Source organism: Streptomyces sp. NPDC096339 (assembly GCF_044762985.1).
Taxonomy (GTDB): Bacteria; Actinomycetota; Actinomycetes; order Streptomycetales; family Streptomycetaceae; genus Streptomyces.
Window position 1 is genome coordinate 283,343 of record NZ_JBIWFI010000001.1, and the last position, 16,378, is coordinate 299,720.

Annotated in this window: 19 protein-coding genes and 1 pseudogene; 12 read left to right on the forward strand and 8 right to left on the reverse strand. The window is 69.4% G+C overall.

Features of this window, described 5'->3' with window-relative positions; translation table 11 throughout:
* Nucleotides 1-11: 11 nt before the first annotated feature.
* The 5 genes from ACIQ5Y_RS01285 to ACIQ5Y_RS01305 all read right to left on the reverse strand — a co-directional run bounded on the left by ACIQ5Y_RS01285 (nt 12) and on the right by ACIQ5Y_RS01305 (nt 4,212).
* Nucleotides 12-518, reverse strand: coding sequence for a hypothetical protein (locus ACIQ5Y_RS01285; RefSeq protein WP_403873660.1), 507 nt, complete (start codon nt 516-518; stop codon nt 12-14).
* 203 nt (nt 519-721) lie between these two features.
* Nucleotides 722-1,495: a hypothetical protein gene (locus ACIQ5Y_RS01290; RefSeq protein WP_403873663.1), complete on the reverse strand. Its 774-nt coding sequence runs from the start codon at nt 1,493-1,495 to the stop codon at nt 722-724.
* Between the two features lie 152 nt (nt 1,496-1,647).
* Complete coding sequence (locus tag ACIQ5Y_RS01295) at nt 1,648-2,178, reverse strand: hypothetical protein (protein ID WP_403873666.1); 531 nt, start codon at nt 2,176-2,178, stop codon at nt 1,648-1,650.
* A 229-nt stretch (nt 2,179-2,407) separates the two neighbouring features.
* Nucleotides 2,408-3,289, reverse strand: coding sequence for an LLM class flavin-dependent oxidoreductase (locus tag ACIQ5Y_RS01300; RefSeq protein WP_403873669.1), 882 nt, complete (start codon nt 3,287-3,289; stop codon nt 2,408-2,410).
* Nucleotides 3,286-4,212, reverse strand: a complete 927-nt coding sequence (locus ACIQ5Y_RS01305) for an NmrA/HSCARG family protein (protein ID WP_403873672.1) — start codon at nt 4,210-4,212, stop codon at nt 3,286-3,288. The genes ACIQ5Y_RS01300 and ACIQ5Y_RS01305 overlap by 4 nt, the downstream gene beginning before the upstream one ends.
* 125 nt (nt 4,213-4,337) lie before the next feature.
* On the opposite strand from ACIQ5Y_RS01305, the gene ACIQ5Y_RS01310 reads away from it, so the two are divergent.
* The 7 genes from ACIQ5Y_RS01310 (at nt 4,338) to ACIQ5Y_RS01340 (ending at nt 11,153) form a co-directional block, all read left to right on the forward strand.
* Nucleotides 4,338-4,916, forward strand: coding sequence for a TetR/AcrR family transcriptional regulator (locus ACIQ5Y_RS01310; protein WP_403873675.1), 579 nt, complete (start codon nt 4,338-4,340; stop codon nt 4,914-4,916).
* A 190-nt stretch (nt 4,917-5,106) separates the two neighbouring features.
* A complete protein-coding gene (locus ACIQ5Y_RS01315; protein WP_403873678.1) occupies nt 5,107-5,673 on the forward strand; it encodes a GNAT family N-acetyltransferase in 567 nt (188 codons plus the stop codon).
* Between the two features lie 66 nt (nt 5,674-5,739).
* Nucleotides 5,740-6,915: a beta-ketoacyl-[acyl-carrier-protein] synthase family protein gene (locus ACIQ5Y_RS01320; protein ID WP_403874472.1), complete on the forward strand. Its 1,176-nt coding sequence runs from the start codon at nt 5,740-5,742 to the stop codon at nt 6,913-6,915.
* Between the two features lie 327 nt (nt 6,916-7,242).
* Complete coding sequence (locus ACIQ5Y_RS01325) at nt 7,243-7,896, forward strand: SMI1/KNR4 family protein (RefSeq protein ID WP_403873681.1); 654 nt, start codon at nt 7,243-7,245, stop codon at nt 7,894-7,896.
* Between the two features lie 234 nt (nt 7,897-8,130).
* The gene (locus ACIQ5Y_RS01330; protein ID WP_403873684.1) at nt 8,131-9,822 is read left to right on the forward strand and encodes a protein kinase; all 1,692 of its coding nucleotides are present in this window, start codon (nt 8,131-8,133) and stop codon (nt 9,820-9,822) included.
* 209 nt (nt 9,823-10,031) lie between these two features.
* Complete coding sequence (locus tag ACIQ5Y_RS01335) at nt 10,032-10,571, forward strand: hypothetical protein (protein ID WP_403873686.1); 540 nt, start codon at nt 10,032-10,034, stop codon at nt 10,569-10,571.
* A gap of 102 nt (nt 10,572-10,673) precedes the next feature.
* Complete coding sequence (locus ACIQ5Y_RS01340) at nt 10,674-11,153, forward strand: hypothetical protein (protein ID WP_403873689.1); 480 nt, start codon at nt 10,674-10,676, stop codon at nt 11,151-11,153.
* 118 nt (nt 11,154-11,271) lie between these two features.
* Here ACIQ5Y_RS01340 and ACIQ5Y_RS01345 read toward each other — a convergent pair whose 3' ends face one another.
* Together ACIQ5Y_RS01345 and ACIQ5Y_RS01350 are read right to left on the reverse strand one after the other, a co-directional pair.
* Nucleotides 11,272-11,598: a winged helix-turn-helix domain-containing protein gene (locus tag ACIQ5Y_RS01345; RefSeq protein WP_403873692.1), complete on the reverse strand. Its 327-nt coding sequence runs from the start codon at nt 11,596-11,598 to the stop codon at nt 11,272-11,274.
* Nucleotides 11,595-11,930 (reverse strand): hypothetical protein, encoded by a 336-nt coding sequence (locus tag ACIQ5Y_RS01350; RefSeq protein ID WP_403873695.1) that lies wholly within the window; start codon nt 11,928-11,930, stop codon nt 11,595-11,597. Before ACIQ5Y_RS01350 ends, ACIQ5Y_RS01345 begins: the two co-directional genes overlap by 4 nt.
* A gap of 770 nt (nt 11,931-12,700) precedes the next feature.
* Here ACIQ5Y_RS01350 and ACIQ5Y_RS01355 point away from each other — a divergent pair.
* From ACIQ5Y_RS01355 to ACIQ5Y_RS01370, 4 genes are all read left to right on the forward strand, one after another.
* Nucleotides 12,701-12,985 carry a hypothetical protein gene (locus tag ACIQ5Y_RS01355; RefSeq protein ID WP_403873697.1) on the forward strand — a complete coding sequence of 95 codons (285 nt, stop codon included), beginning with the start codon at nt 12,701-12,703 and terminating at the stop codon, nt 12,983-12,985.
* A gap of 689 nt (nt 12,986-13,674) precedes the next feature.
* The gene (locus ACIQ5Y_RS01360; RefSeq protein WP_403874473.1) at nt 13,675-13,905 is read left to right on the forward strand and encodes a transposase; all 231 of its coding nucleotides are present in this window, start codon (nt 13,675-13,677) and stop codon (nt 13,903-13,905) included.
* 227 nt (nt 13,906-14,132) lie between these two features.
* Entirely contained in the window at nt 14,133-14,717 is a 585-nt protein-coding gene (locus tag ACIQ5Y_RS01365; protein WP_403873699.1) for a hypothetical protein, read from the forward strand.
* A 251-nt stretch (nt 14,718-14,968) separates the two neighbouring features.
* On the forward strand, nt 14,969-15,436 hold the full coding sequence (locus ACIQ5Y_RS01370; protein WP_403873702.1) for a hypothetical protein: 468 nt from the start codon (nt 14,969-14,971) through the stop codon (nt 15,434-15,436).
* A gap of 14 nt (nt 15,437-15,450) precedes the next feature.
* Here ACIQ5Y_RS01370 and ACIQ5Y_RS01375 read toward each other — a convergent pair.
* Nucleotides 15,451-15,549: pseudogene (locus tag ACIQ5Y_RS01375) on the reverse strand (AAA family ATPase); the annotation flags it as partial.
* A gap of 132 nt (nt 15,550-15,681) precedes the next feature.
* On the opposite strand from ACIQ5Y_RS01375, the gene ACIQ5Y_RS01380 reads away from it, so the two are divergent.
* Nucleotides 15,682-16,215, forward strand: a complete 534-nt coding sequence (locus ACIQ5Y_RS01380) for a hypothetical protein (RefSeq protein WP_403873705.1) — start codon at nt 15,682-15,684, stop codon at nt 16,213-16,215.
* Nucleotides 16,216-16,378 lie beyond the last annotated feature (163 nt).

Below are 16,378 nucleotides of genomic sequence, written 5' to 3' on the forward strand. Positions count from 1 at the left end.
TTCCAGAGGCTTCAGTAAAGCGGGTGGGGCCGTTGATGCCGATCAGGCGGGGCGAAGCCCAGCCCGTTCTCGTCGAGAGCGTTGAAGACGGTCACCCGACTCGTCTCGAAGACGAAACTGACGTCGACGCTTCCCCCAGCCAAATCCCTGCCTGTCCACTCGAGGAGTTCGACCCCTTTGAGAGACAGCCCCCGCAGAGCCTGAAGTCCGGGAAGAGGCTCATACCGCCACTGCAGATCGAAGTCGGGCCACCGGACAGGGTCACTGGGGGCGATCGTGTTCCACGTGAGGGAAAGGTCGTCGAACTTGTGATGATTGATCTCGACCTGATCGCCCTCGAAGTCGAACAGGACCGGGCAGTCACTGAACCACTCGTCGTCCTGACGGTCCCAGACCATCCAGACCCTCGTCAGAGTCCGGCCGGCAAGACCACGCAGGCGATGCCCATGCTCCCGCACAACGTCACTGCGGCGATTCAACCACAACGGCTGGTAGCCCGCAATGCCAAAATCGAACATTGCGTCATCTTGGCAGAGCTTCGTGGCTCGTGAGCACCTCGGCAACCATTCGGAGCCCGCGCGGGTCTTTGACACCGGGGCCCGTGGGGCTGCGTGTGCGGGACGCGGGGCGGGGCGGGGAACGCCCCGGTGCACACGGCACACCGCCACCGGATCGGTCCGGGCGGAGATGGAAGACGCTCTACCGGGGCGCTGACGGGTGCTCACAGGTAGGGCGCGGCCGCGCCCCAGACACCGAGGACGAGGATGCCGGCGGCGAAGACCGCCCCGATGAGGTGCTTGGTGACGGTCGAGTAGACCGGTTCGACGGCGGCGTGGCGGTGGGAGGGTCCTTCGGGGTCGTACACGACGTGGATCTCGTCCGTGGTACGGCCGGAGCCGTAGGTCGTGGTGAGCTCGTTGCCGCTCGCGTCGGTGAAGCGGTAGTGGCTCGCCCGCTTGCCGTTCGGGTAGTAGACCCGGGTGGCGACGACCGTGATGCCGCGCCGGGCGAGTGCCACCCGGTCCCTGGCGCTGATGACGAGAGCGGCCGTGGACGGTCCGCCGATGAGCAGGCCGAGCAGCGCTCCGAACGCGGCCAGGCCCATGTTCCCGCCGTGCGCGGAGCCGGTCCACCAGACGTATCCGGTGCAGGCGGCGAGGAAGGCGAGCACGCCACCCCATACCGCCCAGACCGGTATCGTCAGGCCGCCGGTCTCGGTGGTGATGAGCGAACTGCCGGCGGGGTCCCGCTGCTCGGGCAGGGCGGCGGTCAGGGCGGTACGGAAGGCTTCGGCGGAGTACGCGTTGCCGCCGGGGAGGCGGCGGGTGACCCCGTCCGTCAGCACCAGCGTCAGCGCGGTCTCGCCGTCCGGCCGGACCTCCTGGACGGCGGCGAGCGGAATGGTCGTGATCAGCCGGTCCTCGGTGATCTTCAGGTGATCCGGCCTCAGGACCGTGATGTGAGCGCCCTTGGAGAGGACTTGGGGACTGATCATGCCCTTCTTGACTCACGAACAAAGTTGCGGGTTGTAGGGCGCGAGCCGCGGATTTCCGTCCGGCGGCGGGGTCGGCGAGGCTGCGTGTGAACGCGCGTGATTGTGCGTGAACGCGCGTGACGTGCTGGGGTGCCGGCCTCGGCGCCAAGCGGTCAGCGGCTGTGGTCCAGGACGAGCTCGTGGAGCTCTGCGGCGGAATCGGCCGCGAGCCGGTAGATGCCCTGAAGGCTCACCGATCGGATCAGCCGTCCTTCCTCGACGTATTTGAGCGTGCGCTCACCCCGGCGCGAGGTGAAGGTCAGACGCTCCAGAAGGTCAGGAGCAACGACCGTGTCGAACGTCAGGGGAGCGCCAGGGGGCCCGAGCAGTACTTCGGTCACGCAGCCGGCCTTCAGCGGTCGCCAGTCCAGGAGCTTCGTGTAGTCATCGTCGTGGAGCTCCGACCCCGCCGTCTCGTACGGGATGATCCGGGACACCTCCATCGCCCCCAGCACGTGGAGGCGGGTGCGGAAGACCCGGACGGGGTGGATCGTGTCACCGGGCCGTACGCCTGCACGCTCGAAGCTCGGCAGCGACTGGTGGGGGCCGCCGAACATCATCGTCAGACGCCGGCCGGCGTAGCCGGATCGCTCGAGCTCTCGACAGAGACCGTTGGTCCACAGGGTCGTATAGGAGTTCGGCACGACAGAACCGTAGGCGTTCCCACTGACATTCGGTTCTGCGGTCAGCGGCGAGGATGGGAAACGATCACTGGACGGTGCTGTCCCAGCCCACCGACAGCACTCATGGCAACGGTCACCCTGAAGACCCGCTCACCGACGGGCGGCCGGATCGCACGCGGTCCCGAACCAGCCGTGACGGTTCCCGGCCGCCGCACTCACTCGTGCCGCATCCCTACGCGGGTATGGGGGATCAAACGGGCAGGTGCGCGGCGAGTTGCCCCCACTGCCGTACGGACGGGGAGTCGGGAGTGGTGGTCACAAGGTGGAGGCTGACGTGGTCGGCTCCGGCCTCGAAGTGCTCGTGGACGCGGTGGGCGATGTCCTCGGCGCGACCGTGGGCCACCAGCGCGTCGACCAGCCGGCTGTCGAGCGCGTCGGGGTTCGGGTGTCCGAGTCCGCGCAGCAGGTCGCGGCGGTTCGGCAGGGCGGCCGCGGCCGTGGTGCGGGCCAGGTCGGCGGTGTCCGCGTGGTCGTGGCCGAGTACGCAGAGCTGTGTGACGGCCAGAAGGCCGTCGTCTCCGAGGACGGTCCTCGCCTCTCGGGTGTACTCGACGGGCATGCCCAGCACGGTGGCGCCCCGGGCGCGTTCGGCGGCGAGGGCGAGCATGCCAGGGTCCAGGGCGGCGAGTATGCGGTTCGGTGAGGCGACCGTGCCGGGCGGCCCGAACGGGGCGTTCTCCAGTGCGTCGAGGTAGGCGCGCATGGTGGCCGGAGCCGGGCCGGAGCGGTGGCCTCGGATGTCCTCGGCCAGGCTGGGGTGGCTCTCCCACAGGCCGAGCAGGAACCGTCCGGGGAACGCCTCCTCCAGGGTGCGTTGTGCGGCGGCGGCCGTTACCGGGTCGCGGGCGTAGATGTCGGTCATGCCGGAGGCCACGGTGATGTGCCGGGTAGCCGCCAGGAGGATCGCGGCCTGCGCCATGGCCTCACGTCCCGTGGTCTCGGGGAACCAAAGGGTGCCGAAGCCGAGGTCCTCGACCGCGGCGGTGGCCTTGCGGATCTCGGGTGCTGAAAGGTGGTCGAAGTCCGCCGCCCAGATACCGACGCGCCCGAGACCGTGAGTGCGGGCGCTCATCGGTCCTGCCCCGTGGTGCGCGCGGAGTCGAGGAACGCGGCGATCCGGGCCCCGCCGGTGCGCTCCAGCCAGGTGCGCAGGTCCATCGTGCCGGGGTGGATCTCCCGGGTGGCGGGGATGTTCGCGCGGTAGCCGTGTTCGTTGAGCCACTCATTGGCGTAGGCGAAGTCTTCGCTCAGGGCTCGGATCGCGTCGATCGGGATCCGAACGTAGGGCAGCGGTATGTCGAGTGCCTTACCGATGGCCGCGGCGATCTGAACCGGCGTGAGTTCGTCCCCGGCCAGGGAGACGGCCCGGCCGATCCACTCCTTCGGCCGGGAGAACGCCAGCGCGGCGACGGCGCCGACATCGTCGACGGCCATGATCTGCTGGGGGACCTCCGGCGCGAGTCCGGTGGACAGGTTCCCGTTCCGCAGCGCGTATCCGCCGGCGAAGTTCTCCATGAACGACACCGGCCGCAGGATCGTCGCGGGCAGGCCGAGCGCGGCGATGTGCCGCTCGATCCGCCACTTGCTGACCAGATTCACCGGCAGCTTCTCCTCAAGGTGCCGGTCCGCTTCGGCGACCGAGGTGAAGACGAAGTGCCCGATGCCCGCGGCGTGGGCGGCCTCGGCGACGTTCACCCCCCAGCGCACCTCGTCGTCGGCGGTGAAGTCCGGCGCGGTGCCGGGAGAGCCGACGGTGGGCTGGACGCTGAACAAGCCCCAGGCGTCCTCGGCCGCGGCCCTCAAGGAGTCGATGTCCTCCATGCGAGCCCGGACCACCTGTGCGCCGGCCCGCGCCAGCGCCGTGGCCTGCGTCCCGTTCGGGTCGCGTGTCAGGGCGCGCACCTGCCAGCCGTCGCGGAGCAGGTGACGGGTCACGGCCCTGCCCTGCAGACCGGTCGCACCCGCCACCACGACGGTCTTCTCTGCCGGATTCACGATCATCTCCATCAAGTCCACGCGGAGGGGGAGCCATCCCGTAAGCCATAAACGGGGTGGCCCTCCGTTTCTTGTTCGCTACGATATGGAGGGCCACCCCGTTTATCAAGCCGTCAGGAGTCCCCGTGCCCAAGAACGCCGCCGCCTCGCCCGGTCGGCCGATGCGCGCCGACGCCCGCCGCAACGCCGAGAAGATCGTGGCCGCCGCCGGGGAACTGATCGCCGAGCATGGCGCCGACGCCTCCCTGGAGGAGGTCGCCCGCCGCGCCGGAGTCGGATCGGCCACCCTGCACCGCCACTTCCCCTCCCGGCAGGCACTCCTGGAGGCGGTCTTCAAGGACCGGGTGGAGGCCCTGTGTGCGACGGCGGACGAACTCCTCGGCGAATCCGACCCCGGCCAGGCGCTGACCACCTGGCTTCACGCGGTCGGCGCGCACGCCGTGGCCAACCGGGGCCTGGGGGCCTCGCTGATGCGGGATGGAGACCCCGCGCTGGGCGAAACCTGCCACGACCTGATCACCGCCGCCGGAGACACCCTCCTCGCGCGCGCCCGAGCGGCGGGCGCCGTGCGCGCCGGGATCACCATCGCCCCACTGCTGAAGCTCGTCGGCGCCATCGCGCTGGCCACAGAGCAGGAGATCGACGGCCGAGCCGAGGCCGACCTCCTGCTGTCGATCGCCATCGACGGCGTACGTACACGCTGACCAGGATCCGCGCGAACGGTCCTTCGCGCGAGCGAGACCAATCTCCTGAACCCCGCACGGAAGCCAAGGCCCTGACGGCACGCCGGGTCACTGATCGCTTCGTGGCGGATTCGGAAGAACCGGGGGGCCATCCGCACGATGGCGGCCGCATATCGCGTCAGTTCAAGCCCGTGCCGCATATGCTCCGGCAATGGATGCTCCCGTCATACTCAAGGCCGCCTCGACACCGACCGCTCCCGCTCTGGTCCTTCGCCCCTGGTGTGCGGACGACGTTGCCGCACTGGTCGAGGTGTACCGGGATCCGGGACTGCGGCGTTGGGTGAGCACTCGTATCGAGAGCGAGGAGGATGGCCTGAGGTGGGTACGGGCTCAGGAGCAGGGTTGGGCGGCAGGCGACCGGTTCGCCTTCGCCGTCCTTGAAACTGCCCTTGACGCGGCGCCACCGCGGTTGGTGGGCAACGTCGTACTCAAGGAAGTCGCATCCGGCAAGCCTTCCGCCGAGGTGGGCTACTGGACGGCAGCCCGCGCTCGCGTGAGGGGCGTGGCCCCGCGTGCCCTCGAAGCCCTCACCACCTGGTCATTCGACACTTTCCGAGCCAGCGGTCTGGAGCGCCTCGAACTCCTCCACCAGGTCGACAACCCGGCCTCCTGCCGCGTCGCCGAGAAGAACGGCTACCAGCTCGACAGAACCCTGCCGTCGGCCCCTCCCTCCTACCCTGCGGACGGCCATCTGCACATACGGCGCACGGCTGTCTGACTCCATCCGTCGACAGTCGCCCTTCCCCGAGCGCAACGGGGCGGACCTGCTCGAGCTCTTCACACGCTGGACTCCGCTCCTGTCGGAGGCAAGCCGCCGGGAAGTGACCGCGGCCCTCGGCTGAACCGTGCGGGCTCGGGGACCGCCCAGGCGGCCGCATCCCTCCCCGTACGCATCGCCGGGCGGGTGCGGCTGGAGCCCGCCGAGATGCTGGACCGGGTGCAGGCGCGGCGCCTGGACCGCTGCGAGCAGCTCGCACTGGTGGCCGCCCGCGAGGCATGGGCGGACGCGGGACAGCCGGAAGTGGAGCCGGAGCGGCTCGCCGTGGTCATCGGTACCGGGACCGGTGGGGCGCTGACCCTGCTCGGGCAGGACGACGTCCTGGAGGCCTCCGGCGTGCGCAATGTCTCCCCGCACACCGTTCCGATGCTGATGGCCAACGGCCCGGCGGCCTGGGTGTCCATCGAACTCGGCGCGCGTGGCGGTGCGCACACCCCGGTCAGCGCCTGCGCCTCCGGCGGGGAAGCCCTGTCGCTCGCCTTGGACCTGATCCGGCTCGGACGGGCCGACGTGGTGGTCGCCGGCGGTACGGAGGCCTGCGTGCACCCGCTGCCGCTGGCCGGGTTCGCGCAGGCCAAGGCCCACTCGACGCGCAACGACGACCCGGCGGCGGCCTCCCGCCCCTTCGACACCGGCCGCGACGGCTTGGTCATCGGCGAGGGCGCGGGGCTGGTGGTCCTGGAGCGGGCGGAGTTCGCGGCCGCGCGCGGAGCGCGGGTGTACGCGCGGCTGGCGGGGGCCGGAGTGACTTCGGACGCCCACCACATCACCGCCGCCCACGCGCCGGGACAGGTACGGGCGATCCGAACGGCACTGGCCTCGGCCGGGCTCGCCCCCGCCGACGTCGCGCTCGTGCACGCGCACGCGACGTCGACGCAGGCGGGCGACCTGGTGGAGGCGCGCTCGATCGCCGAGGCGGTGGGCACGCACGCCGCGGTGACGGCGACCAAGTCCATGACGGGGCACCTCTTCGGGGCGGCGGGCGCGGTGGGCGCCATCGCGGCGGTGCGGGCGGTGTACGAGGGGGTGGTCCCGGCGACCCGTAACCTGGCGTCCCCGGACCCGGAGGTCGGCTTGGACGTGGTCGCGGGCGGTCCCCGCCGGATGCGTGTGCCCGCCGCACTGGCGAACGCCTTCGGCTTCGGCGGCCACAACGCCGCCCTGCTCTTCACCTCCGCCTGACTGCTTCCCGGGCGGGGCCAGGTCGGGGGCGCCGATGGCTGGAGCGCTCGGCTGCGACATGGCCGCGGCGCTGCCCGGCTCCGGGGTCCTGGAGCCGCTCGTGGGGAAGGAGTAGTACTGCGGTGGCCCGCTGCTCGTCCGCCGGCGCGTACCAGGCCATCGCGTCGTCCAGGTGTGGTTCCGACCCGTCCCCGATTCTCGCCCGGGGCCACCGGTGCACCGGACCGATCGGTAAGGTCTCGGCGAGACAAGAGAAGAGATCCTCCGATGGACTCCCGCACATCCCGCACATCCCGTACATCCCGCATACGCTCCAAGCTCGCGAAGATGCCGTACCAGGCCCAGCGCAGCCACTCCGTCTGCGGAGAACGCCACCGGTTCCGCCTCGGCCCGTGCATCAGCTCTGCAGAAGCCGATGCCTTCGAGGCGGAGCACGGCATCGTCCTGCCCGCGGCCTACCGGGCGTTCCTGGTCGAACTCGGGGGCAGTGGTGCCGGACCCTTCTACGGGCTTCTGCCGCTGGACAAGTGCAGGCTGTTCACCATGAACCGCAAGCCCGCGGACGGCAGCCCGCGGGGATTCACCCATGTGAACCACCCGGACGCGATGCAGGGCGACCTGTTCCTCCACATCATCGAGATGGGTTGCAGCGATCTGTGCCTCATCGGCGTGACCGGTCCCCTTGCCGGCCGTGTGGTCACCGGCAACTCGGCGGGCTTCTGGCCTCCGAACGTCTCCTCGGCGCAGGACTTCCTCAGCTGGTACGAGCGCTGGCTCGACCACATGCGGGACGGCAAGGACAACGCCGCGCTGGGGCTGTCCTCCCCAGGGATCGTCGCGAACCCCCCGTGGGGGCCCCGGGCCCACAGCCCGGAAACCGGACACCCGGTCGTCGAAGGCGCGACGCGCTCATCGCCTCCGGATGCCGGAAGATCTCCGCGGACCAGAAGGCCGGCAAGAACGCGCTCCGCCCGGAGCTGAAGGCGTACCACGCCTTCCTGGACCCGGGCGACACCCTCGTAGTGCCCCCGCTCGACCGCTACGGCCACAGCCGCACTCGCGGAGTTCATCCGCGAGCCCATCGCACAGCCGGCCGGGGCCGAGGGCCGAGCGATCGGCATTGCACAACTCCGGCCGGGTAGACCCTTTCTGACGTTAAATCAAGGACAAGGGGCGGCTCCGGGGAGGGGCCCTTCACACACCGAGGAGGCTGCCGTGCAGGAGCTGGAGCCCGGGGATCCGAAGCAGCTGGGGCGATACCGGGTCGTGGCCCGGCTCGGGTCGGGAGGCATGGGCAGGGTCTATCTGGGCCGGTCGACGAGCGGCCGGGCGCTGGCGATCAAGGTGGTACGGGCCGAGCTGGCCGAGGACCCGCAGTTCCGGCTGCGGTTCGCCCGGGAAGTCGAGGCGGCCCGCCGCGTGACGGGCTTCTTCACCGCGGCGGTGGTGGACGCCGATCCGGATGGCACACCGGCGTGGCTGGCCACGGCGTACGTCGACGGCACCTCGCTCCAGCAGGCGGTCCAGGCGCACGGGGCGTGGCCGCAGAGGTCGGTGCTCGCACTGGGGGTGGGTCTGACGGAGGCGCTGGAGGCGATCCACCGGGCCGGGCTGGTCCACCGGGATCTGAAGCCCTCGAACATCCTGCTCGCGGCGGACGGGCCGCGGGTCATCGACTTCGGCATCTCCATCGCCGCGGACCTGAGCACAGTGACGCAGGACGGAGCGCAGGTCGGTACGGCCGGCTACATGGCTCCCGAACAGATCAAGGGCCAGCGGGCCCGGACCGCATCGGACGTCTTCGCCCTCGGCGCCGTCCTGGCGTACGCGGCCACCGGGTCGCCGCCGTTCGGCACGGGCGCATCGCTCGCGGTGCACTACCGCACGGTGCACGAGGAACCCGACCTCACGGGACTGCCGCCGGAACTGGAGGTGGTCCGGCGCTGCCTCGCCAGGGAGCCCGGAGAGCGTCCGGGGGTGCCGGAAGTGATGGCGGAACTGGCCGAGGCCCTGGGAGACACGGACACCACCACCGCTCCGCCCGGGGAGGGGGGCGCGGCCACCCGGATCCTGACGGAGCTCGACTGGCTCCCCCCGGCGGTGTCGGTGGCCCTCCCGACGGCGGTGACGGAACCAGTCCACCCGCCGACCCCGTCAGCCGAGAGCCCCACAGTGCCGACCCCAACGGCCGAGAGCCCCACAGTGCCCGCCCCGGCGACACGGCAGGCAGACGTGGATCCGGTACCCACGCCCGCCCGACCCCCGTCTCCGCCGCCGGGCCGGGACACGCTGAGCGGCGCCCCCACCCTGGACGCACCGCCGGCGGGCGCGGGTGTCGTCCCCGCCTCGGATGCCGCCGCAGTCGAGGAGGAGGCCCTGGACCCGGTTGTGAGGCCAGGGCCCGGAGGCCGCGTGAGCCCCGGAGGAACGGCGTTCCTCGACCAACTCCAGGCCACCAGGGACGCGGACGGCGACGTCCGAGAGCTCCTGCTCGGAGCGGGGGCACGGGTCCGCGTGAGCGACGTACCAGGGCTGCTGTCCCGGCTGCGCGCCCTCGACTTGGCCGACGAGGCCCGTACCCTGCTCGTCGCCGGGGGCCAGCGCCGGTCCGCCTCGGAGGTGGCCGCCCTGGTCGACGGGCTGCGGGCAGTACGGGACGTCCCGTACGTCTCCCCCGATGCCGATGCGGCCGCTGTCATCGAGTTCTGCGCGAAGCGGATGACCGACGACTTCGTCGCGGTCCTCGGGGCTCTGGACGGCCTCGGCCGTGGCTCGCTGCGCGAGGAGATCGTCCAGGCCGCGGCCCGCCACCGTTTCCCCGGCACTCTGGACAACCTGACCGCCCGGCTCGTGGAGGCGGGCCGCCGCCACGACGCCGAGGAGATCAGCCGCCACCGCCGGCGCTGACCGACACGACCTCCTGCCCTTCGACGGCAAACGCCGCTTCTGGGCCGCCTGGAACATCGTCAGCGCCGTAACGACCCGGCCACCATCGCGACGGCCGGGTCGTTACCGAGCGATCGTGCGACCTGCTGTTACAAAACGACGAGCCGCAAGTTCAAGAAAGGCGACACCTGAGCCCGGAACGGAACGGAACGGAACGGAACCCCACGACCATGGACCACGCCACCCTCCTGCGGCTGCTCCTCGCCGCCGATCCCGCCCAAGCGGCCTGCGGGTTCCGTACGACGTTCGCGGATGGTGAGATCGGTGAGACCGGGACCCTGCGCTACCTGGCGACCGACCGGTGGATCCTGGACGTCGACCACGGGGGCCGGACCGTCAGCACCCCTCACGGCTCCTGGTACGTGGGGCGTGACGGAGAACTCCGCAAGAGCGTCCCGACCACACCGTCCTTCGGTTCGGCCGTGGCACTGCTCCTGCCCCGCTACCGGGGCATCGAGGGCGCACCAGGCGACGACTGGACCCTGGACCCCTCCGTCCCCGTCACCGACAGCACCACCGACGGCCGCATCCGGGCCGTGTTCCGGCACACCGAGCACCCGACCTACCAGGCAGAAGCCACCATCCACCCCACCCTCCACAGCATCCTCACCCTGCGCACCCCCGCATGGGTCGCGGAGCTCGTGAACCTGCGGACGGACCTCACCGAATCCGAACTCGGCGAAATGGAGTCGCTCTTCAACCAGATGTGAGTACCCGTGTCCGACCATCCATATATGAGCGGTCAGGGCTGTTGGCGAGTGAGCATCCGAGTCGCCGGTGGATCGGTTCAACCGACGGACTAGGCTGCGCGCATGCCGCCCCAGCACCTGACGCGCTCCGCCGAGGAACTGCTGCACCTTGTGGAGAGCCTTCACGCGATGCCGTTCTTCCAGGGCGAGGAGAAGGCCGCCGATCGGTGGAGTGGTCCCGGACATCACGTGGCGGTGCTGGTGGAAAGCCAGGACTTCTGGGAGGACCGAAGCTCCGGGGTGGTGGAGGAAGCCGAGGAAAGCATCGCTGCTGATCTTGCCGGTCTGGCTGCGCTTCTCACACAGCGCTGGGGCGCTCCCGAGACGGTCGACCTCGGGCCCTATCTCGGATTCGACAACCCGGATCCGGACTTTCAGGCGCCCGAGCCGATGGACTTCCTGTGCGGTCTGGCCGGCAGCATGCAGGTGTGGCGGCCACCTGCTTCCGATCGCTGGATTGCCCTGGCCATCGGCCAGGCTGATCCCGAGTGGCCGCTACAACTGCTCGCCGCCTTCGGCGAAGGCGCTGCGCTGCCGGGATGACCCCGGGGCCCCGGCCATGGCCGGTGGAGTCTGAGTGTTCCGGTGGAGAAGGCGCCTGCCGAGGCGTTCCGACCGGCCGGCCCGTCCCGCCCCCGGTACCGGATCCGGGGCGCCCGGCTCAGCCCAGGCCGGCGCCACGCTCCCGGGCCTGATCGGCGATCTGCTGCAGGGCCGAGATATGGCCGGCGAGCTTGCTTCGGCCGGTACCGGTCAGCGTCAGCCAGGTGCGAGGGCGTTTGCCCACGTACCCCTTCCGCACCGCGACGTACCCGGCGTCCTCCAAGGCTGTCACGATCTTGCTCAGGGCGGAGTCGGACAGGTTCAGCCCGTCGCGCACCGCCTTGAACTCGGCCTCCGTGCAACTGGACAGGAAGGCGACGACCGCGAGTTTGCTGGGATGTTGGACGACCGCGTCCAGCTGCGGCAGCGGATCCGGTCCGATCACGCCGCGATGCCGTTCCTCAAGCGCACCAGCTGGAACCAGGCAAGTACGCCCAGACCGATCCCGGCGACCGCCAGGCAGCCGACGACGCCGGCGAACAGCGCCCCGATACCGCCGGCGACGAACGGCAGCAGTGCGGGGAGCTGACGCAGCGTCCGCTCCCGCGTGGTGCCCGCGGGAGCGGGCACCACGCCACCGGCACGGACCGTGGAAGCGATGGCGAGAAGGGCGAGAACAAGCAAGACGGCGGCCGCGACGAGGAAGGCCGGTTCATCACGATATCCATACGCAAGACCGAAACTGACGAACCCTCCGGCGAGCAGCAGGCCGGCCACCGGGGGAAGCCAGGAGGGCATCGGGCGGGGTCCGCGAGCGGCACGACTCGCCGAACCGGCCACGGCGAGAGCCGAGTTCGCCTCATCTGGAGTGGGAAGCTTTTCCATGCTTCCACCCTCACACTTACTTTCCCGCCAGGCAAGTAGTTTCTCGGACGCGAGGTTCGCCTGTCGGGACGGCCGCGCCATGGCCTCGACCTTGATCAACGAGGGCGACGACCACCTGCCCACCGCGCACGTCCCAAGGCGGACGCCCGGACTGCGCGATGAGGGATCTTCCACCAACGGGAGCTGGAGCCTCGGGCAACCTGCCGGCGAGCACCCCTCGCCGGCAGAGGCCGCGCAAGGCCATGTCGTGACAGGTCATGGCGGCGGATCGTCGGTTGCGCCGGCTGAAGGACCTGCCGCTCGCTGAGCAGGGCTTTGCGATCGGATTGACAGTCCGGCGATTCACCTGCGGGTCGGCGGACTGCCCGCGCCGGACGTTCGCCGAGCCGTTCTCACGGCTAAGGGGTGTCTCTTTGGTGCTCTGGCCGGCTGATTGAAGAAGAACCTCCGGATCGAATGAGTGGCAGGGGCGTGACACGCTGTTCGCCATGGAAAGAACCTTGGTCCGCGGGCTGGTCTTGCCTGTGCAGCTGACGTCACTGATCCGCCAAGGCCGGTGGCACCATCCCGGGGATAGGAAGCTGGCGAGGCTGATCCCGTGGTTCGAGGATCCACTCGACTTCCTTGCAGACACGGAGCAGATGACGAGGGAATCCCGGTCCATGGACCGCTTCGCGGATGATGCGCGCTCTTCTGCGCTGTTCCGCGGAGTGCGGGGCAACAGTCAGCAGGCCGCGGTCGAACTACCTTGGCTGGATGTCGAGCAGGCAGTCCTCGTTGCCGTGAACCGACATGCTGGGGACGACGTGGCCCTGGCTCTGGACTACCGCACAAATCCCGCCGATCCCCGCGTGGTGGGCAGCGACTTCTGGACGAACCCCCGCCAGTGCGAGTGGCGCCTGGTCACGCCCACGTTCTCGGCCTTCGCCCACGCTCTGGACCTCTAGTGTGGTCATGGTCGCGCCCAGATGAGGACGGCGGCGAGGTGGAGAGCGTCCTGGCTGGCTGCGTAGGTGAGAACCGGCTCTGGTCCACTTCTTGTGGCCACGTACGCAGCGTGACGGCACGCTGCTGAGGCTGATCACCTCGCTGCCGGATCCGCCCAGCGCCACGTCCCGGGTCGTCGGCGTGGACGAGTACCCGCAGCGCAAGGGCCGGATCTACGGAACGGTGCTCGTCGTCGTCGAGACGCGTCGGCCGGTGGACCTCCTTCCGGACCGAGAGGCGGACACACTCGCGGCCTGGCTTTCCGAGCGGCCCGGAATCGAGAGCATCTGCCGTGCCCCCGCCGTCTTCTACGCCGAAGGCGCTACCCGCGGCGCCCGCAAGCCCTCCAGGTCGCCGACCGATGGCACCTGTGGCACAACCTCGGCGAAGCCACCGAGCAGTGCGTCTTCCGGCACCGCGCCTGCCTGCGACCGGCGCTGGCACCGCTGGAGGAGCCTCCGCAGGCGTCGGAGCCGACCGTGTCGTCGCCGTGGCCGACCGGGCACCGGTTCTCGGAGCGGACCCGCGTCAAGCATGCAACCGTCCACGCGCTCCTGGCGAACTGCCCTGAACTGGACGCACTCGCGGGTCACGTCCGTTCCTTCGCCCACATGCTCACTCACCTGCAAGCCACCAGCTGCCGGCATGGATCGATGCCGCGACCACCACCGACCTGCCCAGCCTTCAGCGATTCGCCCGGCACCTGGAACGCGACCTCGAGGTTGTCACCGCCGGGCTCTCACAGCCGTGGAACTCGGGAGTCGTCGAGGGCCATGTCAATCGGATCAAGATGCTAAAGCGCCAGATGTTCGGCCGCGCAGGCTTCGAACTCCTCCGCAAGCTGGTCTGCTTTACACGTGAGGCCCGCGCACGACACTGACTCGTCAACGCAATAGCCTCAGCCTGTGACCCACAGCAGCAGCCAGAACGAGAAGCCTCACCCTGCCGCCCTCCCTCCCTCCCTTTCAAACACTGTTGGACAGTACGAACTGGGGGTCGCTCGCCACAGCGTGCGGGACGGGCGAGGCCTTGCCGGCGGCACTGAGACTCCTCACCGACCCTGACCCAGTCATCAGGGAGTCCGCTCTCCACGATGCACTGGGGCCCGTGACGCACCAGAACAGCATCTACGAGGCCACCGTCCCAGTGGCGCTCTACGTCGCGGCGATCCTCAACCATCCGGCCATCTCGGCGGACCACGACAACCCCGACGCCGAGACACAGAACCGCCCGACTCTCGTGCAGCTACTCGACTGGCTCGGCGACACCGCCTACGACGCCAACGACGAGTGCGTTGCCATCGACGAACGCCTCTACGGTGAGGGAATCCACGACGAGCAGATGCGGGCGTTTCGGGACGCGCGCCCGGCAATCCACTCCGCTGTTCATCGGTTCCTCGGTCATGACAACGTCGACGTGCGCCACACCGCCCTTGTCACTGCCATCCCCCTCGCCGAGCACCCCCTCCTCACCCATCACCAGGCCGATCTGGCCGACCACGCCCGACGCCTCCTGGCCGGCAGCACTGACCGGCACCACCGAGACCGCGTGCTGGAGGCGCTGAAGGCATGGGGACACAACACCAGCTGCCTGGAAAGCGCGTCCGACATTGCGGCCCGCGAGCACTACGCCCGCCTCAGTGCCGCCCGCAGCAACTGGACGGGCGGCTACACCGAAGACCCACCGTTCTGACTCAAGGTCTTGCCCCTCAATCGCCCCGAGTGCCCACACCACAAGAAGTGGACCAGAGCCTGAGAACCAGGAACGGATGTCGGCCGGTTTCAGCATCACCTGATGCTGGGCTGACAATGGAATGTTGCCGAGTTCTTGGAACGCCCCGCTGCCCCGTTTCGCGCTTCGGGTCCAGGAAGATGCAGCACCGGAACGTGCGATCGATGACATCGCGTCGCAAGGATGCAGTGGCATGACGAGGTGGGGAAGCTGTGAGCGATGACATCCTGTCGATCATTCCGAGTGATCCTCGGTGGCGGCCGGATCGCGATGTGGTTGATCGCGTCCTCGCGCTCGTCGAGGACCTGGCTCCCGGAGCTGCCGACGGCGTGGACGTGGAGATCGACGCGACGTGGCACGACGTCGTGACCGCCGTCGACTGCGGGGACAACCTGGAGAGGATCGGTTGCCCCTTGTGTCAGGCGGCCATCGACACGGGGTGGTGGCGAGACCTCCTCGAGGCTCACTGCGACGACGGCTTCACCACGCTCGCGATCGAGGTCCCGTGCTGCGGAGGATCAACCACCCTGGACGCCCTGGAATACGACTGGCCCTGCGGTTTCGCCCGCTTTGAGATCGCCATCTGGAACCCCGAACGCCTCTGGTTCAGCGAGGACGAGCTGACGGCGCTGGCGGACCTGCTCGGCCATCCGGTCAAGCAGATCCGGGCCCACATCTGAACCTTCGCCACGCAGCCGATTACCTGTTGCTCGGCGCGGGCTCGGGTGGTGGCGAGTCGGTGGGAGTCGGTTCCGGTCTCGATGATGTTGCCGCCGAAGGTGAAGCGGGCTACTCGGTCCGCCTCATCGACGGGACGGACAACGGCAAGGCCGGCCTGCTGATACAGAAGATGTACGAAGAGAACCGCGATATCGACAACGATCCGTTGTACGTGAAGATCACTCCCTGACGGATGGGGAAGCCCATGGCACTGATCACCGAGTACCGCACGCCCGCCCGACCCAACTACCGTCTCGTGGAGGTCTACGACGCCGACGCCTATCTCACCGACGAGGCAGCCATCGACCTGGCCCACGAACATGTCGTCGGCGGGAACGGCTACCACCTGTACATGTACAGCCTGCAACCCGATGTAACGGTCGAGGTGGTCATCCGGATCTGGGACACCCCCCAGCCGTGCCCGGCGGAGGTGGAAGGCACCCTCCCCGTGGCAATCGAGTCGGAGACCGGGACACTGGTGGTCGGCCAGTTCGTTTTCGGACCCGCAGGTGAAATGACACTGCCCCGACCGGGTTGCTACGAGGGACACGCTTCCTGGACGGGACGCGCCGCCACCGCGGCCTACTACGCGAAGACCCTTCGCCAGATCGACTCCGGCTGGAGCACTGAGCAGATCGGACGGGCCTGGGACCGGAGTCCTGTCCCCGAGCGCTACAGCCTCGACCTCTGGTTCGTCCGCGACTCCGAACCCGGAGAAGACGAGGACGAGGAGCTATGACACCAGGCCGTCACCCGCGACCTTCGGGGCTGCCATACGCATCCCGTGTGGCAGCCCGCACCCGGCCTCACCCCTCCTTGCCCAGGACGGGGGTCCACCGATCTCGGCATGCCAGTGATCTTCCGAACGAGGCCCGAGCCAATGTGATTGCCGGAGATCATCT